The sequence below is a fragment of the Candidatus Auribacterota bacterium genome (assembly GCA_026392035.1).
GTDB lineage: Bacteria > Auribacterota > Tritonobacteria > UBA1439 > UBA1439 > JAPLCX01.
In genome coordinates, this window is record JAPLCX010000084.1 from 11,625 (window position 1) to 37,228 (window position 25,604).

Annotated in this window: 18 protein-coding genes, 3 tRNA genes and 1 pseudogene; 18 read left to right on the plus strand and 4 right to left on the minus strand. The window is 56.5% G+C overall.

Going from position 1 to position 25,604, the window contains the following annotated elements:
- The first annotated feature begins 2 nt into the window (after positions 1-2).
- Positions 3-1,355 carry a sigma-54 dependent transcriptional regulator gene (locus NTX71_09040; GenBank protein ID MCX6340047.1) on the plus strand — a complete coding sequence of 451 codons (1,353 nt, stop codon included), beginning with the start codon at positions 3-5 and terminating at the stop codon, positions 1,353-1,355.
- Positions 1,356-1,528: 173 nt separating this feature from the next.
- Here NTX71_09040 and NTX71_09045 read toward each other — a convergent pair whose 3' ends face one another.
- Positions 1,529-3,577, minus strand: coding sequence for a tetratricopeptide repeat protein (locus NTX71_09045; protein ID MCX6340048.1), 2,049 nt, complete (start codon positions 3,575-3,577; stop codon positions 1,529-1,531).
- 414 nt (positions 3,578-3,991) lie between these two features.
- Between NTX71_09045 and NTX71_09050 the strand changes: the two are divergent.
- Positions 3,992-4,078: pseudogene (locus NTX71_09050) on the plus strand (prepilin-type N-terminal cleavage/methylation domain-containing protein).
- Between the two features lie 329 nt (positions 4,079-4,407).
- Here the strand turns inward: NTX71_09050 and NTX71_09055 are convergent.
- Positions 4,408-6,267: a tetratricopeptide repeat protein gene (locus NTX71_09055; GenBank protein ID MCX6340049.1), complete on the minus strand. Its 1,860-nt coding sequence runs from the start codon at positions 6,265-6,267 to the stop codon at positions 4,408-4,410.
- A gap of 105 nt (positions 6,268-6,372) precedes the next feature.
- Here NTX71_09055 and NTX71_09060 point away from each other — a divergent pair, with 105 nt between their 5' ends.
- The 14 genes from NTX71_09060 to NTX71_09125 all read left to right on the plus strand — a co-directional run bounded on the left by NTX71_09060 (position 6,373) and on the right by NTX71_09125 (position 22,737).
- Positions 6,373-7,878, plus strand: coding sequence for a hypothetical protein (locus NTX71_09060; protein ID MCX6340050.1), 1,506 nt, complete (start codon positions 6,373-6,375; stop codon positions 7,876-7,878).
- A gap of 735 nt (positions 7,879-8,613) precedes the next feature.
- Complete coding sequence (pilM, locus tag NTX71_09065) at positions 8,614-9,798, plus strand: pilus assembly protein PilM (GenBank protein MCX6340051.1); 1,185 nt, start codon at positions 8,614-8,616, stop codon at positions 9,796-9,798.
- A 78-nt stretch (positions 9,799-9,876) separates the two neighbouring features.
- Complete coding sequence (locus tag NTX71_09070) at positions 9,877-10,446, plus strand: PilN domain-containing protein (GenBank protein ID MCX6340052.1); 570 nt, start codon at positions 9,877-9,879, stop codon at positions 10,444-10,446.
- 134 nt (positions 10,447-10,580) lie between these two features.
- Positions 10,581-11,141 carry a type 4a pilus biogenesis protein PilO gene (gene pilO / locus NTX71_09075; protein ID MCX6340053.1) on the plus strand — a complete coding sequence of 187 codons (561 nt, stop codon included), beginning with the start codon at positions 10,581-10,583 and terminating at the stop codon, positions 11,139-11,141.
- A gap of 87 nt (positions 11,142-11,228) precedes the next feature.
- Positions 11,229-11,672: a hypothetical protein gene (locus NTX71_09080; protein MCX6340054.1), complete on the plus strand. Its 444-nt coding sequence runs from the start codon at positions 11,229-11,231 to the stop codon at positions 11,670-11,672.
- A 2-nt stretch (positions 11,673-11,674) separates the two neighbouring features.
- The gene (locus tag NTX71_09085) at positions 11,675-14,065 is read left to right on the plus strand and encodes a secretin and TonB N-terminal domain-containing protein (protein ID MCX6340055.1); all 2,391 of its coding nucleotides are present in this window, start codon (positions 11,675-11,677) and stop codon (positions 14,063-14,065) included.
- Positions 14,066-14,359: 294 nt separating this feature from the next.
- Positions 14,360-17,590 (plus strand): carboxypeptidase-like regulatory domain-containing protein, encoded by a 3,231-nt coding sequence (locus NTX71_09090; protein MCX6340056.1) that lies wholly within the window; start codon positions 14,360-14,362, stop codon positions 17,588-17,590.
- Between the two features lie 433 nt (positions 17,591-18,023).
- Positions 18,024-18,938 carry a lysophospholipid acyltransferase family protein gene (locus NTX71_09095; protein MCX6340057.1) on the plus strand — a complete coding sequence of 305 codons (915 nt, stop codon included), beginning with the start codon at positions 18,024-18,026 and terminating at the stop codon, positions 18,936-18,938.
- Complete coding sequence (locus tag NTX71_09100; GenBank protein MCX6340058.1) at positions 18,907-19,605, plus strand: glycosyltransferase family 2 protein; 699 nt, start codon at positions 18,907-18,909, stop codon at positions 19,603-19,605. The genes NTX71_09095 and NTX71_09100 overlap by 32 nt, the downstream gene beginning before the upstream one ends.
- 77 nt (positions 19,606-19,682) lie before the next feature.
- Positions 19,683-20,336: a protein-L-isoaspartate(D-aspartate) O-methyltransferase gene (locus NTX71_09105; GenBank protein ID MCX6340059.1), complete on the plus strand. Its 654-nt coding sequence runs from the start codon at positions 19,683-19,685 to the stop codon at positions 20,334-20,336.
- Between the two features lie 404 nt (positions 20,337-20,740).
- Positions 20,741-21,427 (plus strand): DedA family protein, encoded by a 687-nt coding sequence (locus NTX71_09110; protein MCX6340060.1) that lies wholly within the window; start codon positions 20,741-20,743, stop codon positions 21,425-21,427.
- Positions 21,428-21,578: 151 nt separating this feature from the next.
- Positions 21,579-21,655 (plus strand) — tRNA-Pro (locus NTX71_09115).
- Between the two features lie 44 nt (positions 21,656-21,699).
- A tRNA-Ser gene (locus NTX71_09120) sits at positions 21,700-21,771 on the plus strand.
- 207 nt (positions 21,772-21,978) lie between these two features.
- Positions 21,979-22,737 (plus strand): sugar phosphate isomerase/epimerase, encoded by a 759-nt coding sequence (locus NTX71_09125; GenBank protein ID MCX6340061.1) that lies wholly within the window; start codon positions 21,979-21,981, stop codon positions 22,735-22,737.
- A 39-nt stretch (positions 22,738-22,776) separates the two neighbouring features.
- On the opposite strand, the gene NTX71_09130 is transcribed toward NTX71_09125, so the two are convergent.
- Together NTX71_09130 and NTX71_09135 are read right to left on the minus strand one after the other, a co-directional pair.
- Positions 22,777-23,184 (minus strand): PilZ domain-containing protein, encoded by a 408-nt coding sequence (locus tag NTX71_09130; protein MCX6340062.1) that lies wholly within the window; start codon positions 23,182-23,184, stop codon positions 22,777-22,779.
- Between the two features lie 52 nt (positions 23,185-23,236).
- Positions 23,237-23,312 (minus strand) — tRNA-Ala (locus NTX71_09135).
- Between the two features lie 190 nt (positions 23,313-23,502).
- Here NTX71_09135 and leuC point away from each other — a divergent pair.
- Positions 23,503-24,762, plus strand: a complete 1,260-nt coding sequence (gene leuC, locus NTX71_09140) for a 3-isopropylmalate dehydratase large subunit (protein ID MCX6340063.1) — start codon at positions 23,503-23,505, stop codon at positions 24,760-24,762.
- Between the two features lie 229 nt (positions 24,763-24,991).
- Positions 24,992-25,492 carry a 3-isopropylmalate dehydratase small subunit gene (locus NTX71_09145; GenBank protein ID MCX6340064.1) on the plus strand — a complete coding sequence of 167 codons (501 nt, stop codon included), beginning with the start codon at positions 24,992-24,994 and terminating at the stop codon, positions 25,490-25,492.
- Positions 25,493-25,604: the final 112 nt, after the last annotated feature.

A 25,604-nucleotide genomic window follows, 5' to 3' on the forward strand; every position in this document is an offset into this window, starting at 1 on the left:
CCATGGCGAAGATACTTGTTATCGATGATGAGGAGAGCCTCCTCGAGGTGCTCCAGGCCGCGATGGTCAAGGAGGGGTATGAGGTGACGACCACCACGAAGCCGGATGAGGCGATCCGCATTCTCCACGACGACCACGTGGACGCCATTATCACCGATCTCAAGATGACCCCCATTGACGGCCTTCAGGTGCTCCAGGAGGCGAAGAAGCTGGACAGCGATGTGGTGGTGATCATGATTACCGCCTTCGGGTCGATCGAGACTGCCGTGGAGGCGATGAAGAACGGGGCCTATGACTATGTGATCAAGCCGTTCCAGATGGATGAGATCAGAATGACGCTCAGGCGCGCGCTCGCCCACAGGAATCTCGTGAAGGAGAACTTCAGCCTCAAGCGCGAGCTCGCCGGGCTGTACCGATTCGAGAACATTGTGGGTGCGAGCGAGGTGATGCATAAGCTCTTCCGCAAGATGGAGAAGCTCGCGGATACGGACAGCACCGTGCTCATCTATGGCGAGAGCGGCACCGGGAAGGAGCTCGTTGCCCGGGCGCTCCACTACAACAGCGCGCGCAAAGATAAACCTTTTGTGGCGGTGAGCTGCAGCGCCCTGCCAGAAACGCTGCTTGAGTCGGAGCTCTTCGGGCATGTGAAGGGGTCGTTCACGGGGGCGATCGCGAATAAGGAGGGGCTCTTCAAGGTCGCCGATGGGGGCAGTATCTTCCTTGACGAGGTCGGCAGCACGAGCCCCGCGATTCAGTCGAGCCTCCTTCGGGTGCTCCAGGAGATGGAGATCAGGCCCGTCGGGGCAACCAAGAATATCAAAGTGGATGTGCGCGTGATTGCCGCTTCAAACGAGCGGCTCGAGGACAAGATAAAACAGGGAACGTTCCGGGAGGATCTCTATTACCGCCTGAGCGTGATCCCGCTCGACCTCCCGCCGCTCCGCGAGCGGCGGGATGACATCCCCCTGCTCGTGGACCACTTCATGCGCCGGGCGCTCGCGAAGCGCGGGAGCGCGATCGACGTGAAAATGAGCTCGGAGGTATTGGATATGCTCATGAGCTACGATTGGCCGGGCAACGTGCGCGAACTGGAGAATGCGATCGAGAGGATTGTCGCGCTGAGCGATGGGGGGCTGATTCAGCTCGATCAGTTGCCGGAAAAAATCCTGGTGCCGCAGGAGATCCGCGAGGTGACACAGACAAAAAACCTCAAGGAGTTCGTCCATGAGAAGGAACGGGCGCACATTCAGAGGATGCTGAGAGAAACAGGGGGCGACAAGAAGAAGGCCGCGCGCCTCCTTGGCATTGACCTCGTAACGCTCTACCGCAAGATAGACAGGTGGAAATCAAACTGAGCGGACGAATGGGAGAGTGGGCGATAGGGCGACTGTTAAGGTAGTTCGCCTCTTCCCCGGTTCGCCCCTCGATCCTCTTCAGATTCTCCCTCGCGCGCTATTCCCTATCTTCCCCGGTGATCCGAAGCGCGCAGCATCCCCTTCGAAGGGACAGCGAATCACACCCGGTTTGCTCAGCGTTCCCCGTCGAGTCTCCGGAGATTCTCGCGGGCGTTGCGGTTATGCGGGTCGATCGCGAGAGCTTTCAGCCAGAGGGATCGGGCGCGGTCATTTTCTCCCCTCAGAGCGCGGATCGACCCCATGTTTGCATAGACGTCTGCATTCTCGACCCCGAGTTCAACGGCTCGCTCGTACATCCTGAACGAGTCTTCGAGTTTGCCCATGGCCTGATAGGCTACGGCGAGATTGCGCGCCGCCTCAGGGGAATCGGGCTTGATCCGCAGCGCATGCGCATAGCAGTCGGCTGCTCCGGTGAGATTGCCGCTGTTGTAGAGCAGGCTCCCTTTTTCCAGCCAGGCGGCGGAGTCAAGCGGGCGTGTGCTTACCGCAGCGCTTATAAAATGGGCCGCATCCGCTTTGTCGCCAAGGGCAAGATACAACTCCGCTATCTCGAGGTAGAGCGCCGGGTGATTGTAGGTTGTGAGCGCAGCGTGCATCTCCTGAAGCGCTTCGGCATATCTTTTATCCTTTGCGAGGCAGATGCCGCGGAAAGAGCGAGCGCGCCCGTTCTGTGGCTGCCAGCGTATCGCCGCCGTCAGTTCACCCAGGGCGGAAGCGATTCTGCCCGCATGGAATTCCCGCATCCCCCGTCCGCAGTATGCCTCTGAAATGACTGTGCGGATCGAGGAGAGGAGAAGCACCGCGAAGAGTGCGCTGGAGGAGAGGGCCACCGCTACCCTGGATGCCGGCCTGGATATGCGTATTGTTTTTACGGTACTGTGCCTGCTCGCCAGAATGCCTGCGAAGATCGAGAAGGTCACGGTTGACGCCCAGAGGTGCAGCGGGAAGCTGACCATCCCTTCGATGAGGAATGCACTGCACCCCGCACACAGGGCTGCGGGCATTCCGCTCCTGTCTCTTGCCTCCCTCGTCATGGTAAAACCGGAGGCGACGATCGATACAATGAACCATAGCAGCAGAAGAAGGCCGATGAAGCCGAGCTCTATCCAAACCTGGAGATACTCCTGGTGCGCGTAGTCAATCCCCTCTCCGGCGAGGGGAAGGAAGTTTTTGTGTTCGCGCTGATTTAAAAATCGGGCGAGATGGGGAAGGTAGAGGATATTGAGCGATCCAATGCCCGAGCCGCGAAAGGGGTGCTCCAGCGCCATCCCCGCTCCGATTTCCCAGACCATCACGCGCCATGCGGTGCCGGCGCGGGTGGTGGAGGCTATGTCCGAAATTTTGCCTACCGCCGCCATGCTGTAGTGATTGAGCGGCGAGGGGAGGTAGAGAAACACAAACAGGGCGGCGATGACGAGGATGAGCGCGTACGGTTTGAATCTCTTCAACGGAAGTCGAAGCAGACGTGCGACAATGAATACGCCGAGGAGGAGCGCCGCAATGCCGCCGCGGGAGCCGGTGGCGAACAGGGCGGCGGTTCCCGCTATGGAGAACACAAGAAAGGAGGCCGCGGCGCGACGGGTTGCGGCGGGATAGATCCAGCCGAAGTAGCCCAGGGGGAGGACGACGGCGAGATACGATGCAATGTAGTTCGGGTTGCCGAGCGTCGAATAGACTTTATGCAGAATTCCCCTCCGAAAAGAAAAGTCGAATCCGAAGAATTGAAGAAGTGCTATGGAGGATACGATGGACGCCGAAATGCAGGCGCTTCTCGCAAGCTGCGCCACCCCTTTCCCTGAGGTGCAGTCATTCATTGCGGAAAAGAAAATCATCCAGATACTGCACCATCTGCCGCACTCTCTCACCCCGATGTGAAAGCCGGGTGTATAGAGGAGTGAGATGAACGACCAGACGATGAGGAGAGAGAGAGGGAGCATGCCCTTTCCCCATGCGAAGCGCAGCTCGCGGCGGATGACGAGCTCGAAGCAGAACAGCAGAAAGATTAAGAGAGCAGAGAATTGGATGACGTAATGCTTGGGAAAACTGAAGGCATCGGGGAGCTCTACTCCAAATAATAGCGGTTCTATGTAAAAGACCGGAATAATAAAAATCAGCGCGAGCAGAATGTGAAATCTATAAGTCTGGAATCGGTTCGGGATCATCCGCACCTTTAGTGTGCCTGCTGGAGATCGTCCGTGATAATGAAACTTGACCCGATCAATTGTATCAAAGCGATGCTTTTTGGCATGCGGCATTCGTGCCATGGATACATCGTTTTCCGATTTTGCCCCCCGGAAGCAGGGACGGGAGTAGAGTATTTTAATCCATTCGCGGACGGATATGATATTGGCGATAGCTGCTCTTGTATTTGCGAAATTGCAAAACCATGGTCAATTTTTTGCATAATTGCAAATTTTACACAATGTTTCTATCTACAATATATGCAAACAGAATGCTAACTAACTGGTGTTAAGTATGTTATAAAGTTTACAGTTTTGTTGAAATTGGCATGATATATGCTGTAATTAAAAGTAGCAAGGTGGTAAATACAGTTACTCTGAAAGGAGGTGAATGAGATGAGAAAAGGCGGATTTACACTGGTGGAGATCATGATCGTGGTTGCGATCATAGGTCTGCTTGCCGCGATTGCAATACCCAATTTCATAAGGGCGCGGGCGACGACGCAGCAGAACACGTGTTTGAACAACATACGTCAGTTCGACGCTGCGAAGCAGCAGTACGCCCTTGAAAATGGGCTGGCTTCGACCTCAACATTCACGAGCACTAACCTCAACGGCTACCTGACAAACCTGACGGTGACATCAACGTGCCCAGGTAGCGCGACGACGACATACGGCGGGTTGGGTGACATGGGCGCTTCGATAACCTGTGCCATACACAAACCATAAGCAGACCGATTGGCTGATTCAAAAAGGGCAACTCTCTTCGGAGAGTTGCCCTCTTTTATTCAGCGGCAGCGTTTGGGAAATTCCTACCGGATGGTTTCGCCTGAGAGGCGCTGATTAAGTTCTTGAAGTTTTTTCACCGCAGGCGCAAGGTCTGGATAAGTTCGTAAAATAGCCGCATACTGTTCAGCTGCTTCTTCCAGCCTCCCCTGCCGCTTGAGCACCCTGGCGAGGAGCGAACGGGCCTGGAGGGATGAAGGATCGAACGAAAGCGCCTCGCGCAGCGTCTGCTCGGCCTTACCCAACTCCGATTCCTGTATGTATGCGGTTGCGAGGTTGAGGCGGACTACTATGTTATGTGGGGAAAGAGCTAGTGCGGATTTGTATCGTTCCACCGCATCGTCGACTTTCCCCTCTGACATGTCGAGCAGTCCGATTGATTGGAGCACAATTGCTGAAGACGGGCAGAGCTCGTTCGCCCTCATAAGCTCTTCCCGCGCATCCTGTAGCTTCCCCATGGCGTGATACGCGTTCCCCAGGTTGAGGTGCGCGATGGCCGAGCGCGGGTTCTGCTCGCGCACCGCGCGGAGGAGCCTGATGCTTTCCTCATAGCGGCCCTGCGCCGCGTAGTGGAGTCCAAGGTTCGTGTTCATCCTGACGCTGCCGGGGTAACGCGAGAGTGTTTCAGAGTAAAATGTTTGATTATCACGCCAGTATTCGTTGTGCGCGTAGCCGAGTATCCCGAAAATGGCGAGCACGGCAACAGCGCCGGCGGCGATCGCCGTGCGGTATTTCGCGGCGCGCTCCGCTATCATGGCAAAAGCGAGGGCGGCGGCGGCCGAGAGGCCGGCCATGGGAAGATAGAGAAACTGTTCACCGAGGAAGAGCTGGCTCCCTGCAAACGCGGGATAGAGCGGAACAATGTTGCTCGCGGGAAGGAGGGCCGCAAGCGCAAAAAATATGGGATAGGCGAGAAGATCCCTCCGGCGGACCGCGCGGGCGGCGATGAGCAGCAAAAGAATGACCACGGCCGGAGAGAGCAGGGCTCTGATATCAATGCTACGGGGTATGTCGAGAAAGCGCTCCATGTGGAGGCCGACCGGGAAGAAGAACAGCCTCGCGTAGATGAGGAGGCTCTCTGCAACAGCGCACAGATTATGCGCGGAGATGGCCCCCGTCGCCGCTACCCAGACTCCAACTGAGAGGCGGAGCAGGTGACGGGTTATGAGGTAGGCCGCAAGGACCAATATCGAAGTGAGTAGTGCCTGCATGCTCCGCCGGGAGAATGCTCCGGAGGCCATCCCCCCGAGCATACAAAACACGAGAGGGGCGGCGAGGGCGGCCTCCTTCGCCATCAGTGAGAGAAACAGCGATACGCCTAGGCCCATGATATTTGCAGCGCTGCCTCTTGCGAACGCAATATGGCGGAGGTAGAAGATGCATGACAGGAGAAAGAATGCGGAGGCGAGCAGGTCGGTTCTGTCGGATATGTAGGCAGCGGCAGTCGTCTGCAGGGGATGAAGGGCGAAAACGAGGGAGGCGTACAAGGCGATTTTCCGCGTTGCCGGGATGGCCCGCCACAGGAGAAGAACAAGCGCGGCGTTCAGTGAATGGATGAGAAAATTGGAGAGGTGAAATCCGAAGGTATTATTCCTCCAGAAGGCGTAGTCGAGCGCGAAAGAGAAGAGGGCCAGCGGGCGCCAGTACGGAGCTGAACTCTCCTCGGGCGCCTGGGGGAAAAAAGGGGTGGTAAATAGTGTCGCTATATGTGCTGAACTGTGTATTCTGTAGTTGTTTTCTATCAGAAAATAATCATCCCAAACGAAGCCATTGTCAAACGTGTTCGAGTAGACTATGAACAGGAGAGCGATCAGGAGCAGAATCTGTTTGAGCACGGTCCCCTCATAACCAACCCCGTATGAACCACGCATCTTTGCTGTGTTCATTCCCCTGGGGATAATGTAGCATAGAGGCAACAACGTGAGAACAATTTATTGGGCTGCCATCATCGCCTGCGAGCTCATCCGTGAGATTCAGGTGCGTCTGATACTATGTCAGGAATTCGACTGTCCCGTGACTTCTTATTTCTCACCCTCGCGTCATCCTTCGCGATTTTCTGCCTGACCAACAACGTGTCTGATCCGGACCTCTGGGGCCATATTCGGTTCGGGTCCGACATCATTGAGAAGGGGCAGATCCCCAGGTCCGACACTTACTCGTACACCGCGTATGGGAAGCCCTGGATAAACCATGAGTGGGCCGCGGAGGTGATTTTCGCCTGCCTGTTCAAACACCTCGGGAGCCGCGGGATCATCGCGCTGCGCCTCATCAGCCTGATCATCCTCGGCGTGCTGATACGCCACCTGCAAAAAGGCATCTTATGCGGTGTGGAATGGCAGACGATCATCGCGTGGCTGGTGATTTCCACCATATCGTATGGCCTCTGTTTCCGCCCCCAGCTTTTCAGTTACTTCTTTTTCACGCTGCTGGTATTGCTCCTCCTCAGGAAGCCGAGAGGGTACAAGGCGCTCACCGTCGCCATCTTCCTCATCTGGGCAAATACCCACGGAGGATTTCTCATAGGGCTCGGCGCACTCGCCCTGTATTCACTTTTCGCATGTGCGGGCGCCCTGTCAAAGAGGCTCCCCCGCGAGGCAGCCCGCACTCTTCTGTTTTTCGCCGCGGCCCTGGCGGTGACGTTGATCAATCCGTACGGAATCGGCCTCTGGTCATTCCTGTACTCGTCTGTTTCAACGGGCAGGCACTACCTGCTCGAATGGGCTTCGGTACCCGCGGGCGGGCTCTCCTTTACGGATTTTAAGGCACTGGGCGCCATTGTTGTCCTCAGCGCGATCATGTCACGGAAGCCGTGGAATGGCTGGTTGTTGAGCCTGACGCTTGTGTGCGCCCTCGCCTCACTCAGACATAATCGGCATATGCCGTTCTTTGCGATCGCCGCGGCCTTCTTTCTCCCTGAGCACCTTGACGGGATGATGGCACGGCTCCGAAATCCATTCGGTGAATTTACGCAGAGAGAACACCATCCCCTTGCCCCCCTGTACATTGGCATCTCCCTGTGCATCCTCGCGGCAATCCCGGCCTATAGGGGCCGTTCCGCGTACTCACTACGTGTCCCCGCTGATCAGTACCCGGTCGCCGCGGTGCGCTGGATGAAGGAACACCAGCTGCGCGGAAACTGCGCGGTGTTTTTTAACTGGGGAGAGTATCTCATCTGGCACCTCCGCGACACACTGAAGGTCTCCATCGATGGCCGGTACGAGACGGTCTATCCGGAGGAGGTCATTGACGATAACTTTGGATGTTTCTTCGCCAGGCCAGGGTGGCGCAATCTCATTGACCGCTATCCGACGGAGATGATTCTCGTCCATCCCCTGAACCCGGTCACGCCGTTCCTTGAGGGGCTATCAGAATGGGCGTTGGTTTTTAAGTCTGAGACCGCATCACTTTTTGTAAAAAAACAAAAATTCCCCTCGCTCGCCTCACAGCGGCCGGTCATCGCGCACGCGTCGGACTCAGAGGCGACCGCGTTCCCCTGATCATGGCGTGTGCGTCTTTTCTGCAGTGTGCTGCCAATGTCCCTTTCTCTTCTGAGGTAATGCCTCAGAAGGTGTGAAAAAATCAGCATTAAGGTTGTCATTGCGAGGACGCCGAGTCCCGCTAAGCAGGACGAGGCGGACGTGGCAATCTCAACTCTATTGGAGACAACAGATTGCTTCTCCCGCTTAGCGGGATCGCAATGACAATTTCTCATATCAGTGTACACGCGCTGAAAATACGAATTTTTCACACCTTCTCAGTTACGTGGGGGCAGCGGATCCATGCAGATAGTGTTCTTTCATCCACGGATTAACACGGATTCAAAAGCTCCTGAGATTCCTTTCAATAAAATCCGTGTTAATCCGTGGATTGTTTTTATAAGCACCTCCCATAACTGAGGCCTCACTTTCGAAAGTAATGCCTCAGTGGAGCACTGGGGCGTTTTCAATCCCCCATTCCACCCTTTGAAAAGGGGGGGTTAGGTTCTTACATCATAACTTCTTCTCATTTTGCGTAGAAGTTTGGGATTTTGGATTTGGGATTTGGTTGCGGCCGTAGGCCGCCCTAGGGGGGATTTATCAGTGCTTCACTGAGCGGTTACGCGTCAAAGGGCAATTCCTTTGACAGCTTCACGCCGCTCAAGTAAACTTGATAGCTGAATTCTAAGGTGGGGCTCACGGTGAGTGTCCATAATAGCCTGGTGGAGCACCCGATCTGATCGAGGGCAGGGGAGCATGCCGTTATTATTTTTTACGAGGAAGAGCCGCGTGATCAAGCGCGCGGTGGGGCTGGATATAGGTTCCCATTCCATCAAGATGGTTGCGATGAGCGGCATGCCTGGCGCGCTCGCGCTCACCGACTGCGCTGTTTCCGCGATGGAGGTGGTGTCGGAGAATCCGCTGCCGATCGCCACGGTCACGCGGGCGATCGCGGATACCGTCGGGCGGAGCGGCCTCGATCTTGCCGACCTGCGCGTCTCTGTCTCGGGGAAGGGGACCATCGTGAGACACTCAGAAATGCCCCGCATGAGTCCCCATGACCTGAAGTCGAGCATCAGGTACGAAGCAGAGATGCTCCTCCCGTTCAGCCTGGATGATTGCATTTTCGATTGTCAGATCCTGGATCCGGATAACAAGAGCAGTGCCAGGATGAAGGTAGTCCTTGCCGCTGCGAGAAAGGCCGTTGTTCAAGAACGATTGGATCTGGTCAACGGCATCCGACTTGTTCCGAGAATCATCAGTATCGATTCAATCGCACTGGCGAACGCGTTTGAGTCTGCGATGGCAAGCGGCACCCCCGGGCCAGCTCCCCGCGGCGAGCTTCCCTCGGCTCCGCTCGGCTCCGCCCTTCGGCGAGATCAGGACAATGCTCACGGGCTGAGACGGGACTCAGCCCCTGGGCAGGCTCCGCCTGGTTCAGCTCAGGGAACGGCTGAACGGGGCTCTGATGAGACCGTCCTGGTTGTGCACGTGGGGGCATGCCGCACGATACTCAATGTCATGTCGACAGCGGGTCTGGAATTCACGAGAGATATAGAGGTGGGAGGGAACAACGCAACCCTCGCCATTGCGCGGGGGCTTGGGATAGAGTTTCAGGAGGCCGAGCGTCGAAAACAGGCAGGAGACGCCGCGGCGAGGGAGTTCATCCCCTCCATGGTGATGGTCCTCTCGCGCGAGCTGCGCTCAACCTGCAGCTACATATCCTCAAAAATGAACAAGAATGTTGGTAAGATCTATCTCAGTGGCGGAGGCGCGCTCTGCCAGGGAATCAGGGAGACGCTCGCGTCAGAGCTGGGTATCGAGGTTTCGTTTTGGAATCCGCTTCGGGGGATCTTACCCGGCGCGGAAACGACATCGGGGGAGCCGGGAAGCAAGGAGGCGGTTTTGGCGGTAGCCGCTGGACTTGCACTGGCGGACTGACGCCGCGTGAGCGGGAGAGAAGCAGGAACGGGATTGCACGAGCTGCGTGATCCGTAGCGAAAACCATAAGCCGGGACTATGATACACGTCAACCTTCTTCCGGAAGAGCTCCGCAAAATCGAGAGGGTCCGCAGGGTCAAGGCGGATATCGCCATGCTCAGCGGCGGCGCGATTGCGGTTGGGGTCCTGATCGCCGTGATTGCCTTCGTCGTCGTAGGGCGCCGCATGAGCCAGCTCGCGCAGGTGAAGGCGCGCCTGAATCAATTGACCGCGCAGCGCGAAGAGGCAGACGCGCTCCTCAAGAAGAAACTCGAGCTCACGATGGAGCTCGAGATACTGGACGGTTTTACCACGCGCAAGCTTCTCTGGCACCGTCGGTTGAACGAGGTGAGCGATGCGGTGCCTGAAGATTGTGTCCTCACGAGGTTGAACTACTCCTCGCAGCCTACACCGGCCTTGACCATCAAGGGAGAAGCCGCCCCGGGGCATGGGAATAAGAGGGTTGTTGAATTCATAGATTCCCTGCACCTGGCGCCCGCATTCCTCAAGGAATTCCCCCGGATCAACTACTCCATAGAGAGCATCGAGCAGGGGCGCAAGTCTTTCGAAATCACGTGCGCGCGATTGAAGAAGGAGGAGAAGAAGTGATGCGTGGTCGGCAGAGCAGGTACCCGGCCCGGAGTGTCGGATGTGTGCACGGTGTCGCTGTGGGCGGCCTGGTGCGTATGAGTGGCATCGTGTGCGTTCGAACGGCGGTGTGAATGGAGGTCGTTTCATAAGCCATGGAGAAAAAAAAGGTCGAGTTCATCGCCGTCATCGGGATCTTCAGCCTTCTGGCCGTGATTGTTCTCTATAACTTCGTGCGGCTGCCGAAATCGGGCACTGCAGCCAAGAAGAGAGAGGCGCCCGGCAGTTATCGTGCCCAGCTCCTGGAAACCGAGCTGCGGGTAAAGCGGCTCCCCCGGCAGAGGCAGGAGGTCGCGGATCTGGAGAAAAAGGCGGATGCGTATAGAAACGAAGTCCCGTTCGAGTCGGACAACACATGGCTCTCGCGGCAGATCAACAGCATCGCGAGCGAGACAGGGGCGCGAGATGTGAGCCAGCGGTATCTCCAGACGGCGCCCCCCAGCCTCAAGCTTGACAAGGAATGGGAGGGGAAGTACGATGAAAAGACATGGGAGATCCGCATGAGGTGCGGCTATCACGAGCTGGGGCGTTTCCTGAGCAAGCTCGAGGGAGTGAACAGATTCCTGGAGGTAACCGATATAAGCATTGAAGGGAATGAGCCCGGCGGACAGAAGGTTGTGCTCGTGATCCATTATCTGGTCAGGAAGCCGAGCTGACGGAGCGGCGAGGTCCCGAGGAGTTGATTCGTGCCAGGATGCCTTGGGGAAAGAATGTAAAATTGGGAAACCGGACGATGATGGCCGATGGCGGTCTCGGCCAGAGGTAGCGACGCGGAGAAACAGCTCATGCCGATACGGTTCCTTGCGACGCTGGCGATAATCCTCATTGTGCGCGGGGCGTGTGCTGATCAGACGGTCAGTGCGGAAAAAACCTATGACAGCCACGGCAAGCGGAATCCATTTATTCCGGCTTCACAGGTCTCTTCGCTCGCGGCAGGCGAGGGAGGGGATGTGGACACGAGCGCGCTTGAAACGTGGTTCGGTCAAAATCTCGGCGGCATCGTCTGGGATATGGAGAATCCTTACGCCCTTATCGGAGATGAGATTGTCGCGGTCGGTGCGGAGGTGAGGGGCTGCGCCATTGTGGAGATAAAGCCGGAGGGCATCGTTTTTTCGTACGGGAAGAAAAAGGTCGAGGTGCCTCTCAAAGAATACAAAAAGGAAGAGAAGAAAAAAGGAGAAAGGTAAGGATGAGCACAACGAGATGGGCAAGAGCGTCCTGTTATCTCATTGCCGTTATTTTGCCCGCATTCCTGTGTGCCCAGGAAACGCCCGTGCTTCCGGCAGGTGCAGCGGCTCAACAGGTTGGGGGGGCCGCCGCACCGGTCGGGGGAGAGAAGGCGATATCGCTCACACCTGGACCCGTGGATCCGGTGAAAGGGGCTCCTCCGACAGCCGAGGGGCGGGTCACAGTTAATTTAAAAGATGCCGACCTCCATAACATTCTCCACACCTTCTCCCTCCGCTATGGAGCAGTCATCGTTGCCGATCCCGGCGTGAAGGGGAAGGTCACGGTGAGCCTGACGGATGTCCCCTGGGAAACAGCCCTGAAGCAGATTGTGGAGTCATGCGGCTATTCCTGCGTTAAAGAGGGCAAAGTGTGCCGCGTGACCTCACGGCCTCCGCCGGGGGCAGGGAGTGCGGAAATATCCGCGGGGAGCACAGGCATGGCGACGCCGCTCCCCGCAGGCGCGGTGACGCCGGTACCCCAGGCCTCGGCTGAGACCGGCGCGGGTCGCGCGCCGGCGAGCGGCCCATTGCCGGTAGCTTCTCCGGGAGCAGCGGCTCCACCCATCCCCTCAGAAGGAGAGATGGGAGGAGAAGAGGTGAAGGGCGCGCCATCTGCCGCCGCGGTTGCAGAGCAAGCCCCGCCAGCGCAGGCGACACCTGCCGGCGGAGCACTGCCGCAGACCCCTGCGACAGGCGCGGCCCCCCCCGCCGCAACACCCACGGCCGCGGTTGGAGTCGAACCGACAACTGGAAGGCCTGTCGAAGGGCGGATTTCCGCCGAGAAGTTCCCGTCAGCGCCGGGGCGGGTTACCTTTGACTTCAAGGATGCGGACATCGTCAATATCCTCAGGATATTCTCGACCCGCTACGGGATAAATATCGTTGCCGGCCCGGAGGTCCAGGGGAAGGTTACGATACGGCTGGTGGATGTTCCCTGGGCGACCGCCCTGAAATTGATTCTTGAGTCCAATAATTACTCATACGTCAAGCAGAATAACGTGGTTCGCGTGATCTCCCGCGATCAGCTCGATAAAGAGCCGCTGGAGACCCAGGTCTTTCCGCTGAGTTACGCGCGGGCGACCGAGGTGATCAATTCCATCACCCATCTGCTCACCCCCGCCCGGGGCCAGGTCAAGCCCGATGACCGGAGCAATACGCTCGTGGTGACCGATACACCGGGAAAACTGACGCAGATTGAGGGGATCGTCAACCGCCTCGACCGGCGCACCCCGCAGGTTCTCATCGAGACCCGGATCCTGGAACTCAGGGATGACTTTAATGAGAACATAGGAATCAACTGGGTTTCGCTCAAGGGCTACAGCGTCACCTTCGGCCCTCCCGAGGGAGAGGGTATGTTTACGTACAAGCGCGAGGCGATATCAGCGAAAGAGGACAGCAGCGCGGATATATTCAGTGATATCACCACGACGACTGGCACGAATACCTCCACTACGGGAAAGAGTAAAACCGGCACGACGACGATCTCCACCTCCGGCGGGACCAGCGGCACGGACATCACCAATACCAGCACCTCCGCCAGTTCGAAAGAGAACACTACCGAGCGTGTCAAGCAGTCGGGGACGACGGGGATCAAAAACCTGGGGGATCTTGGCTCGCAAGATACGGCCATTGACCAAAAAGGCTCCCGCGTGACGACGACGACGCTCACACAGGCGGTGCTCACGCCCGACAATTTCCAACTCACCCTGAGTTTTCTCCAGGATCAGACCGACGCGAATCTTATCTCTCATCCCAAGCTGGTGACCGCCGATAACAAAGAGTCTTCCATCAAAGTGACTGAGCAGTGGCCCATACCCAAATTCACGCTCAACAGCCAGACGGGCAGCTATGACATCACGGGTTTCGAGTACAAGGACATCGGCATTATCCTCAAGGTGAAGCCCCATGTGAATGAGGACGATTTCATCAACATGTCAGTCAGCCCGGAGGTGAGTGATATCTCTGATACAACCACGTTCGGCGGGGCAATAGGCGCAACCCTGCCGATCATCCAGACGCGCACGGCGACGACCGATGTGCTGATAAAAAACGGGCAGACGCTCGCCATCGGCGGGCTGATGACCGAGTCTGAAACAGCTCTCGTGAACAAGGTCCCCCTGCTCGGCGACATTCCGATCATGGGGCCCTATATCTTTACGAGTTCCTCTAAGACGATTGTCAACCGCAATCTCCTCATCTTTGTCACGGCCAGCGTCGTCAGTGAGGAGAACAAGGACAATCTCTGGGTCGGGCAGAGAGAGGATCAGGCCAGGCGCCTGAATCTCCCGCGGACGAAATGGTGGGAGCCGAAGAAGCTCCGCCACGGCCTTGGCTCCACGTCGGGGTATTGAAGAAACAGCAGAAGGTGTAACGTGTAAGGCATAAAGAATAGAGTGCATTATGCTTTAGAATCTACACTTTCAAGCTTACGCCGTAGCCCAAAATGGCGGATAACCGATTAATATCTTCACCAACTGGGTGCGCGTAATTAAGAAATGGTGATTCTGTAGGGGCTTGATTTATCAAACCCGTTACGCGGGTCGGATGAATCTGACCCCTACAAGTCCGCCATTTCGGGCGTAGCTAGAGCCTTGACGATGCTCAGATTCTGTGGTATATTTGTGGCGGCTTCTTAGAGGAGTGCGATGATGCGACTGCGATATGCCATTTCGGCCATTCCCCTGCTGTTCCTCCTGCCCCTCTCGCTGAAGGCCCAGACGATAGTGCACGGACAGACTCTCTATGGATCTGTCAACTGGACATCCTCCATGAATCCAATCATCGTCACAGGTGATATTACCATCGATGAGGGTGCGACGCTCACTATAGGTCCGGGCTGCGATATCAGGTTCCAGGAAAACAAGGACGACACGAAGTGGGGATGGGATAAAAAGCGCAGCGAAATAATCGTCCGCGGAACCCTCGATATCAGCGGCACCCCATCCGAACTCGTGATGCTCACGAGCACCGGGACCGGGCCACAGGGCTGGTTTGGGATAATTTTCTCCGAAAATACGGCAACGGGTACCATCCAGTACTGCAATATAGATCACAGCGTGTACGGCATAAATTTCACGGCGTGCGACGGCCCTCTTTACGGCGGTACGGCGCCGGTTGTCTCCAACTGCATGATCAATGATGTGTCAGTTGGCATGCTTTTTGATGACGATTCCTCTCCCTCGATCACTACCTCCACGATAATAAATGCGGCCATCGGCTTTGTGTGTATGTCTGACAGCGCCCCCGCGATCACGAACTGCAATACGGGGTTCTTGGCGGGGAATAAAATGGCCGTGTATGCGACAGAGGGCGCGCAACCGACATTCACCGGCTGCGCGTTCGCCTCAGGCTCCGTTGACCTCGATATGTATAGCGATGTGATCATGCGCGACAGCACCATATCGGACACGGCTAACGGCATCATCGGCCACGAATCAAGAGAGGTGGGTTCAGCGAAAGTCGTTTCGCACTGTCGCATGACTGTTGATAACTGCAATATCATCGGCCTGGGGGATGAGGGGAACGGTATAGAATGGGACGACAACCTCGATGTGCTCAAGGTCGAGTATTCACGGCTCGGGGGTTTTACTCAGATCGTCTGGCCGCGATGGGGCAGTATCGATCCGCAGGCGGGCATCGATCACATGATAGGCCCGCGCTTCAGCCCGCCTGACCCCAGGAGCGGTGAATGCACGGCGGGGAGCAACGTGACACTGGTCGATTCGACGGTAGATTTTGTGGAGTTGGGCGCGTATGTCGGGATGGCCATCTATAATTACACCGACAAGAGCTCCGGAACGGTGACAGGTATTGTCACGACCTATACCACGAATGACACTCTTCAGATCGCCGGCGGAATGATCGGTGGCGCGGTGAATAACCCGGGGGACATCTACTACTTCTCCCCGCAGGCCGAGCCTGTTCTTGGTTTCTGTACGGCTAATGGGGGAAATACGTACATTATTGATGACACGGTCAACTTTGTATCGCTGGGTGCGTATGACGGGATGATCGTCACCAATGAAACTGACAAGAGCACCGGCACCGTTATCGGCATCATCTCGATGCCATCCTCTACTCCTGAAACATATAACGCGCTTGAGACCTCTGGGATGAGCGGCGGAATGACGAACGATGAGGGTGATATATACTCATTCACACCGTCGGTGGCGGATCGGGGGGACTACAATAACATCGATTTGGGCGACCTCTTTCTGGACCCCGCCAACCCCTTCAGGAACTGGCCTCCATGGTATGTCGCGCAAGCCGATTACAGCGATGGGCAGAATGAATTTTACGGTGTCCAGGATCCTGGCTGCCTCTTCAACATCAACATGGAGCAGGGCAGCAATCAGCCTCCAAACCTCTACCAGCTCGAGGTATGGGCGGAGGGGAACTGGTGGCTGACGACGAACGGCACCGTGATCGGCCGGTACATCTGGGATTACTACGATTCGCACTACCTCGGCGCCGTGTGGAATTTACCCCACCGGACCCCTGATAAGAAGAGGACCTACTCTGCTTCCGGGACGATAGTGGACACTATCGGTGACCCCGCAGCGGGGGTGAGGGTTTCGGCGGATATCAGCACTCACTCCGAGTTCCCGGGAGTGCACACGGTGCTTGCGGCTATCACTGACGAATATGGTTACTATACAATCTATGGCCTCCTCCCGAGCGGGACCCCGTATTCCATTATCCCCCAGAGGCTCGGATATACGTTCACCCCTCCCTCCAGGACGGTGACCATCGATCTATGGAATCCGTCTGATATTACGGGACAGGATTTCACCACCGTGCTTCCGGCTCCGGTCATTACAAGCGTGGGCCGGCAAGACGGCGCCGATGGAGCCGACTACGGCCTGCCGGGAAGGAAGAATTGGGGGGTCCGGAGCCAGACAACCGATATCGTCGTCGCGGGGATCCTTTTCAGGCAGACACCTGCCATTTTCCTGAGGGGGCCTCTCCCATCGAGCAGTGACACGGCATGCTCAAATACAACCTTTGTCACCGCCACCAATCTCACGGCAACTGTTCCCGCCGGCATGGCGCCCGGCGATTACGCGGTGCGGGTGGTCAACCCCGACGGCCAGGAGAATATCTGGGGTAGCGCGAGCGTTCCCGGGTTTACCATTGTCAGACAGCTCGCGCCGTACGTCACCGGCATCGGCCCGAACCCGATCTCCAGCGCATTCTCCGGAGATCTGACGGTGTCCGGCAAGAATTTTCAATCAGGGTGCAACCTTCTCATTGGCGGCTATACATGGCCGGGGCTCACGCCGGGAGGCGAGGGGACGAGCCTCACGGTCACCTATGATTCTGGCGCGCTTTCGGCTGGAACCTATGCCGTTATCGTCACCAATCCTGATGAGCAGAGCTCCAATACTGATGTCACATTCACAGTAAATAGCCCTCCACCGACTATAACTCCGCTTCCGACAATCACGCCCACACCCGGCCCGCCCACGCCCACTCCCGGCCCGCCCACGCCCATCCCGAAGTATCCGCGGATCCAGCCGATCACTAACGCCGCGAGCTACAGGAGGGGGGAGACTCTCGCGCTGAGTGTTGGAATGTGGCCTGATAGCACTAATGCGTTCCACAATCTCGGCGACCTTTACATCGCCGTGCGCACGCCCAATGGCACCTTGCTGTTTCTGTCAAAGGGCCGGTGGAAGAGATCGTCAGCGGCCGTTTATAAAGAGCTGGTGATAGGTGTCTACAGCTCGCTCCCCTTGGGCTCTTTTAAGATCGGCGGGTCGTTCCCCTCCGGCACCTACACTGTCTACGGTGTGCTGAATACATCGGGGACCTCGGTGTTCAACCCCAGAAACTGGCGCTCCGGCCTCGGCTCCAGATCATTCACGATTCAATAAGGATGGCCCCTCCTTCATCAGGTCCGGCACCTTGCTCTCCACAGGCCTCCGCCTCACGCGCATTGGTTGTCTTTGGCGCCCCACAGAACGCATCCGTTTAAGGTGCAGCTTCTCTCGGCGTGTGTTATAGACCCGAGATCGTTTCTAATTCGAGGTTTGTAAACGGCAGCATTTGATTCTCATTTATCTTCTGGGACTTGTGTTTTGTCATTTGGTGTTTGTCATTTGGTATTGTGGATTTGGGATTTGACATTTGGGATTTGGGATTTGGGATTTAAGAGGTGGGTCTTTCTCCGTTGTCTTGCTGATGACCCTGTGCTATAAGTATAGGGGCCGCGATGCCGGGGCAGGAAAGCGCCGGTGCGGGCGTCTCGAGCTGAATGATCCCCTTTGAATTTCTTTGCGTGTGAGAGAAGGCTCCTGGAGCGCTGTGATGCTTCTGTATATTGCGTATAATATCGCGCGGTTCGGCATTTCAGTTGTTCCGCGGCTTGTCTCCGTCTGGATCGCCAGGCGGATCGCGGACATGTGCTTTATGTTCGACGGCCCGGCGCGCCGTGCGGTCATCGCCAATCTCACGCACGTCCTTTCCGTCACCGGGCGCAAAACCGCGTCGCGGCAGGTCCGCGCGGAGATCATACGTCTCGCCCGGGAGTCGTTTGAAAATTTCGCGGTGCACATTGTCGACTTCATGCGCCTGAGCAAGGTGCGCGGCGACATTAAAAAAGGGCTGCTCAAACTCGAGCATATCGAGCGTTTCAGAGAGGCGTTTGCGCGGGGCAGGGGATTGATCTCGATCACCGCGCACCTGGGCAACTGGGAGATGGGGGCGGCGGCCACGGCGAGCGAGGGGTTCCCGCTGCACGCGGTCGCGCTCAAGTTCAGGGATAAGAAGATCGACCGATTCTTTTCACACCTGAGAGACCTGGGCGGCATACGGCTGATCGACTTCAACCATGCGGCGCGCGGATGTTTCCAGGCGATCAAAAGAAAAGAGATGATCGCTTTTGTGACGGACAGGGATGTGAACGGGAACGGTTACCCCGTAAAATTCTTCGGCAGGCAGATCACCATCCCCAGGGGCCCCGCTGAGATCGGGGCGCGGAGCGGCGCGCCCATCGTGCCCGCATTCTGCGTGCAGGATAAAAATGGCTGTTTCCGTCTGTGCGTTGAGGAGCCTATCGAGGCTGATGAGGGCATGCCGATGGACGAGAGGGTAGACCGGATCAACAGGCGCATGGTGGAACTCATGGAGCAGTACATCGCGCGCTATCCGTCACAGTGGTTCGCATTCTACAAGGTATGGAGTGAGTCCGATGAAGCCGTGCGCGCTGATTCCCGCGTTTAACGAGGAGGAGCGCATAGGACAGGTAGTTGCCGGCGCCTCCAGGCATGTGACAAAGGTGATCGTCGTTGACGATGGTTCGGTGGACGGGACGGCGCGCGTCGCCCGTGAGGCGGGCGCCGAGGTGGTGACCCATAGCCGGAATCTCGGCAAGGGAGCCTCCCTCAGGGATGGTCTGACAAAGGCCTTCGCCGAGGGGTTCGATCCCGTGATCGTGCTCGATGGAGATGCGCAGCATGACTGGGATGAGATTCCGCTGTTCCTGGAGGCCGACCGCGGGGGACGGTCGGACATCATCGTGGGTGATCGTATGGGGCGGGCGGAGGGCATGCCACTCATCAGGTATCTCACCAACAGGGTCACCTCGTTCTTCGTCTCAAAACTCGCGAAGCAGAGGATACCCGACAGCCAGTGCGGATACAGGCTCATCCACAGGAGCGCGTTTCAGCGCATGGAATTCAGCACGATGCGCTACGATACCGAGGCGGAGATGCTCATAGAGGCCGCGCGTGCCGGGTGCAGGATCGGCTCTATCCCGGTGAAGACAATCTACGGTTCTGAGAAGAGCAGGATCGATCCCGTGCGAGACACCGTCAGGTTTATTAAATTGGTGATGCGGCATATGAGGAAATCGCCGGTCTCCGGCAGGAACAGAGCGAGTGATGAATGAGGCGGGGGGCACCCTGTAGCTTACCCTTTAGGGTGAGCCCTACAGTTATGGATAACTTTTAGGTCGCTCATACGGCAATGGACGAAAAAGAATTCAAGCAGCAACGCGAGCTGATGGTTGAGCAGCAACTCACGCCGCGCGGCATCTGTAATCCTGAGGTGGTGCGCGCCTTCATGAGTGTGCCGCGGCATCGTTTTCTGGGAGCGGCGCTCCAGCATTCGGCCTACGCAGACCACCCCCTGCCGATCGGGGAAGGACAAACCATCTCCCAGCCCTACATGGTCGCGCTGATGACGCAGTGTCTTGGCCTCGCGGCGAGCGACCGCGCCCTTGAGATCGGGACTGGTTCAGGTTACCAGACTTCGATCCTCGCGACGATTGCGGCGGAGGTGTTCACGGTCGAGAGGGTTGCACCGCTCGCAAAAAAAGCCGAGTCAATACTGAAGGAACTGGGGTATAATAACGTCCATTTCCTCGTGGGTGATGGGACGAGGGGATGGCCCGAGGAGGCTCCATTTGACGGGATCGTGGTCACCGCGGGCGCGCCTCGGATCCCTGAGCCCCTCGTCGCGCAGCTCGCCGAGGGGGGCAGGTTGGTGATCCCGGTGGGGGGTGGGTGGTCGCAGGAATTGATGATCGTGCGGAAGGTGAAGGGGAAGATAGAGGAGGAACCTGTCTGCGGGTGCGTCTTCGTGCCGCTCCTGGGGGAGTTCGGATGGAAACAGGATTAAGAATTAAGGTTCTCTTCCAAGCTGTGTGGGTTTGATTTTGTAAAGCAATCAAGAATATGTGAGCTCACCCAATTATGGAAACTAACCTTCGCAACGCCTTTTTGTTGTTATCCCCTCTCCCCCAGGAGGGAGAGGGTGGGGTGAGGGGGAAATACAGCCAAAAGCTCAAAGCGGAAAGCGTAAGGTATGCTCGCTTTCAACTTTCAACTGTAGTTCACACCCCCACCGAACCTTCCCTCGGCTTCGCTCGGGACAAGCTCCCCGTCAGAGGGGGAGGAATTTACGTGATTTACCCACACAAAACGGAAGAGAACCAGAATTAAGCACTAAGGATTAAGCATATTTGGATTAATGCACATAGAGAAGCTTATTGCTTAATCCTTAGCGCTGCCAAAAGGAGAATCATGCATTTGCTTCGGCGATTATATGACTGGGTTTTGCACTGGGCTCATACTCCCTACGGGACACCGGCCCTTTTTCTGCTCGCGTTCGCGGAATCCTCTTTTTTCCCGGTGCCGCCGGATGTGCTGCTGATCGCGCTGGTGTTCGCACGCCGTGAGCGCGCGTTTTATTACGCCGCTGTATGCACCATAGGATCGGTCTTGGGGGGGATGTTCGGCTACTATCTCGGCCATGAATTCTTCAGCATAGTGAACTACATTGTCGCTTTTGTCGTTGGCAAGAGTGTCTGGTATGGAGTGGCGCATGAAGGCGCCCGGGTGGTGAACGAAGCCGGATTCGCTTTTTACGCGTATCCGGCGGGATCCCCCTATGTGTCTGACACCTCCGTATTTTTGAAGGTCAAGCAACTCTATGACCAAAATGCATTTATGGCGGTTTTTACCGCTGCGTTTACGCCGATTCCCTATAAGGTTTTCACTATCGCGGGTGGTTATTTCCAAATACCATTCAGCACCCTGGTGACGGCGTCGATCCTCGGGCGCGCCGGGCGCTTTTTCGGGGTGAGCATTTTGCTCTGGAAATTCGGTCCCCCGATGAAGAGATTTATAGAAAAATATTTCGACTGGCTCTCCATTCTTTTCGTGGTGCTGATAATCCTCGGTTTTCTGGCAATGAAGTATATGATGTAGTGAGAAGATAAACGGTTGATGAATTGTGGCGCGTTTCACTTTTCACTGTTGTATCGGGGCGTAGCGTCCCGAAAGCATTCGGGAGTGAGCGCGTCCCGATCGAGATCGGGGAGGTCGGCGGTTCAAGCTGATATATAGTGTTTATATTAAACGGGGCGTAGCGCAGCTGGCTAGCGCGCTTGGTTCGGGACCAAGAGGTCGGCGGTTCGAATCCGCCCGCCCCGACCATTACTGCAGCAACACCGGTTTCCAGTTTATAGTTCCAAGTAAGAGGGGCAAACGAGCGGGGCTAGCGCGCCCCGATCGAGATCGGGGAGGTCGGCGGTTCGAATCCGCCCGCCCCGACCATTACTGCAGCAACACCGGTTTCCAGTTTATAGTTCCAAGTAAGAGGGGCAAACGAGCGGGGCTAGCGCGGCCCCGATCGAGATCGGGGAGGTCCTCCGGTTCGAATCCGCCCGCCCCGACCATTACTGCAGCCTAAAGTGTAAGGCATAATGCGGTGCTGAGGCTGTTACGCAATTCCTCGGTGCGCGCAGGTGGGGCACGCTATGAAAATAGGCTTTGCCAACAATCCGCGGAAAAACATCCTTGACGAGATAGAATGGATCGGCAGGAACGGATTCGATTTTGTTGATTTATTCCTGGAAGAGGATCAGGCAGTTCCCGAGAAAATTGATATTCAGAAAATACGCGAACTCCTGAAGACGTACGGGCTCGGCGTTGTCGGTCATACCGCGTGGTATCTGCCGGTCGGATCCCCCGTACCATCACTGAGAGATGCTGCAATCTCAGAGATGCAGAGATATTTTGAGTGCTTTTCGAAGCTCACGGTGCCCTATGTGACCATCCATGCCAATTGGCCGCCCGGAATGTTTTCAACGAAAGAAGGCATAGAGTTCCAGGTCGGAACACTGAGGAAACTTGTGGAGAGCGCGAAGAAGCACGACATTAGTCTCATGTATGAACCCGTCGATACCTGGCACGACAGCATAGAGAGCGTCTCCGAGATTTTGCAGAGCGTGCCGAATCTCTACCTGCACCTCGATATTGGGCACGCACATCTGTTTGGGAGGAAGCCGGAGCAGTTCATTATAAAATTTCATGATAGGCTAAAACACATTCACATGAACGACAACGACGGGAACAGAGACCTGCATATTCCTCTGGGGGCAGGCACAATTGACTGGGAAAACGTCATCAAATGTCTGAAGCAGTACTATGATGGAACAATAACCCTGGAAATATTTTCCCGCGACAGGGATTATGTCTTATTGTGCAAAGAAAAACTTAAGAAGTGGTGGAAGTAGAATGGCCGGGGCTGAGGGAGTGGTTGATTAAAGCCGAACTTACTGTAAGCCAGCCAGTTGCTGATCGATATGGGCTCTGAACCTCTCGGCGTCCGGGGAGGATATCTCGCTGATTTTCAGCCCCACGCGGAGAATGGCAGATTGATCAAGGGGATTGTGGATCTTCGTCCCCCATGTCGCCTCCCCCGCCATTGTAATCGCATCATGCGAGTCGGGCAATGTGATTTCGGCGGATACCTTCTGACCGTTTCTGAGAACCTCGACGCCGGAGGAGACGTACGTTTCTATGGCAATGCCCTCTTTGCTCAGGTTGGAGACCCGCCCCCCGTAGAACTTCAAACCGGGAGCTGCCGTTGACTCATCAATGATGGTCAGGCGCACGGGGAGGTCCGCCATGAGGCGCTCGTGTTTCCGGCGTTCCGATCTCTCGGATGGTTTCTGTCCCACGACTGCTCTCCCGCTTTTTTAACTTTAGGCTTTTAACTTTTAACTGTAGTAATGGTGGAGCTGACGGGAGTTGAACCCGTGACCTTCCCGATGCCATCGGGACGCTCTCCCAACTGAGCTACAGCCCCACCGGGGGAAATCCCAACATCCAAATCCCTGCCTGCCGGCAGGCAAAATCCCAATAGATAGAACAGCAAAAAAGACTGTCCGAGCGGTGTTAAATCACCTTATTATCAGGAAGCCGGGCAGGTTTGTCAATTGCATTTACTTCATCGCTGGTATATAATCAGCCGTTCGCATCTGTCCGGAAGGCCTTATATGGGAATGACGATCGTTCAGAAAATACTGGCTGCCCACGCGGGGCGCGAGTCGGTCTCTCCCGGTGATATGATCATGGCGTCGGTTGATATCGCGCTCGGAAACGATATCACCGCGCCGATCGCCATCAAGGAATTCAGATCAATCGGCGCCACGAAGGTCTTTGACCGGGGCCGCGTCATCCTCATCGCGGATCATTTTACTCCCAATAAAGACATCCAGTCGGCCGAGCAGAGCAAGATACTGAGGGACTTTGCCCGCGAGCAACAGCTCACGCACTACTATGACGTTGGTCGATGCGGCATAGAGCATGCCCTGCTTCCGGAGAAGGGGCTTGTGCTGCCGGGAGACCTGATCATCGGGGCGGACAGCCACACCTGCACGTACGGTGCGCTGGGGGCATTCGCGACCGGCGTGGGGAGCACGGATCTCGCCGCGGCGATGGCCACGGGTGAGGTGTGGCTCCGCGTCCCTGAGTCCATCAAGTTCGTCTACAGGGGGAAATTGAGGGAATGGGTCGGCGGGAAGGACCTCATACTCTATACCATAGGCAAAATAGGAGTCGATGGCGCACGCTATAAGGCGATGGAGTTTACGGGAGAGACGATCAAGCGGCTCCCTGTGGCCGGCAGGATTACCATGTGCAATATGGCCGTCGAGGCGGGCGGCAAGTGCGGCATTATCAATCCGGATAAAATTACCCTGGAATATGTGCGCCGGAGAACGGATCGCCAATTCCGCCTGTGCTCGAGCGATGAGGATGCCCGCTACGAGAGGACGATCGAGTATGATGTCGCGGATATCGAGCCGCAGGTCTCCTTCCCCTCGCTCCCTGAAAATGCGCGGGGCGTCAGCGAGGTGGGAGAGGTGCCGATCGATCAGGTGGTGATCGGCTCCTGCACGAACGGCCAGATAGATGATCTGAGGGTTGCGGCGGGCATCCTCAGGGGCCGGAAGGTGCACAGAAATGTGAGGCTGATCGTGATCCCCGCCACGCAGGAGGTGTACGCCGAGGCGCTCAGGGAGGGGTTGCTCGAGATTTTTATCAACGCCGAGGGGGCGGTATCGACGCCGACGTGCGGCCCGTGCCTCGGAGGCCACATGGGAGTGCTGGCGGCCGGCGAGCGGGCGCTCGCCACCACCAACAGGAACTTCGTGGGACGGATGGGGCACCAGAAGAGCGAGGTCTACCTCAGCGGGCCCGCGGTCGCGGCGGCGAGCGCGGTTGCAGGGAGGATTTGCTCGCCTGAGGAGATTTGACTTTTGCCACAGATGCACACAGATTGGCACAGATACGCACAGATTTTTTAAAAGAGACGAGAACGGGGTGCACGCAGACGTTTGCCGCAGCCGAAAGTTCAAAGTGTAGGGTGTAAAATATAAAGGCACACAATATTCTTTCAACTTTACACTTTCAACTGTAGTGAGCATCTGTGTTTATCTGGGTTCATCCGTGTATATCCGTGATAAAGATTGAAGAAGGTTCCTAATGAAAATCAGAGGCAGGGCGTGGAAGTTCGGCGATGATGTAAATACGGATGAGATCATCCCCGGGCGATACCTCAACACCATTGATCCGGCCGCGCTCGCGCAGCACTGCATGGAGGATGCGGATCCCGGGTTCGCGGCAAAGGTAAAGCCTGGAGACCTCATTGTGGGAGGCAAGAACTTCGGGTGCGGTTCGTCGCGCGAGCACGCGCCCATCGCGATAAAGGCCGCCGGTGTGCGCGCGGTGATTGCGGTATCGTTCGCGCGGATATTTTACCGCAACTCGTTCAATATCGGGCTGCCCATATTTGAGTCCCCCGAAGCGAGCGGGGGGATCGCCGCCGGCGACGAGGTCGAAATCGATACTGAAAAGGGCTTGGTAAGAAATTTGACCAGGCGGGAGGACTACCCTATCATGCAGATCCCTCCCTTCATGGAGGAGCTGGTGAAGGTCGGCGGCCTCATGGCGTATGTGAAAAAGAGGTTGGGAACCGCGGATTGAACGGGTTAAGCGGATTATAAGCGTCATTGGTCGCAGATGAATGCAGATTTGCGCAGATAAAAATGATCAACAGTGTTCATGCATAGCAAAAAAATCCGCACAATCCGCCTCA

What these genes read in the sequence shown, in the direction of transcription:
- leuC (MCX6340063.1), top strand. Translation starts at nt 23,503, where the DNA reads ATGGGAATGACGATCGTTCAGAAAATACTGGCTGCCCACGCGGGGCGC.
- NTX71_09040 (MCX6340047.1), top strand. Translation starts at nt 3, where the DNA reads ATGGCGAAGATACTTGTTATCGATGATGAGGAGAGCCTCCTCGAGGTG.
- pilM (MCX6340051.1), top strand. Translation starts at nt 8,614, where the DNA reads ATGCCGTTATTATTTTTTACGAGGAAGAGCCGCGTGATCAAGCGCGCG.
- NTX71_09070 (MCX6340052.1), top strand. Translation starts at nt 9,877, where the DNA reads ATGATACACGTCAACCTTCTTCCGGAAGAGCTCCGCAAAATCGAGAGG.
- NTX71_09110 (MCX6340060.1), top strand. Translation starts at nt 20,741, where the DNA reads ATGCATTTGCTTCGGCGATTATATGACTGGGTTTTGCACTGGGCTCAT.
- pilO (MCX6340053.1), top strand. Translation starts at nt 10,581, where the DNA reads ATGGAGAAAAAAAAGGTCGAGTTCATCGCCGTCATCGGGATCTTCAGC.
- NTX71_09105 (MCX6340059.1), top strand. Translation starts at nt 19,683, where the DNA reads ATGGACGAAAAAGAATTCAAGCAGCAACGCGAGCTGATGGTTGAGCAG.
- NTX71_09090 (MCX6340056.1), top strand. Translation starts at nt 14,360, where the DNA reads ATGATGCGACTGCGATATGCCATTTCGGCCATTCCCCTGCTGTTCCTC.
- NTX71_09085 (MCX6340055.1), top strand. Translation starts at nt 11,675, where the DNA reads ATGAGCACAACGAGATGGGCAAGAGCGTCCTGTTATCTCATTGCCGTT.
- NTX71_09055 (MCX6340049.1), bottom strand. Translation starts at nt 6,267, where the DNA reads ATGAACACAGCAAAGATGCGTGGTTCATACGGGGTTGGTTATGAGGGG.
- NTX71_09100 (MCX6340058.1), top strand. Translation starts at nt 18,907, where the DNA reads ATGAAGCCGTGCGCGCTGATTCCCGCGTTTAACGAGGAGGAGCGCATA.
- NTX71_09045 (MCX6340048.1), bottom strand. Translation starts at nt 3,577, where the DNA reads ATGATCCCGAACCGATTCCAGACTTATAGATTTCACATTCTGCTCGCG.
- NTX71_09060 (MCX6340050.1), top strand. Translation starts at nt 6,373, where the DNA reads ATGTCAGGAATTCGACTGTCCCGTGACTTCTTATTTCTCACCCTCGCG.
- NTX71_09145 (MCX6340064.1), top strand. Translation starts at nt 24,992, where the DNA reads ATGAAAATCAGAGGCAGGGCGTGGAAGTTCGGCGATGATGTAAATACG.
- NTX71_09080 (MCX6340054.1), top strand. Translation starts at nt 11,229, where the DNA reads ATGGCGGTCTCGGCCAGAGGTAGCGACGCGGAGAAACAGCTCATGCCG.
- NTX71_09125 (MCX6340061.1), top strand. Translation starts at nt 21,979, where the DNA reads ATGAAAATAGGCTTTGCCAACAATCCGCGGAAAAACATCCTTGACGAG.
- NTX71_09095 (MCX6340057.1), top strand. Translation starts at nt 18,024, where the DNA reads ATGCTTCTGTATATTGCGTATAATATCGCGCGGTTCGGCATTTCAGTT.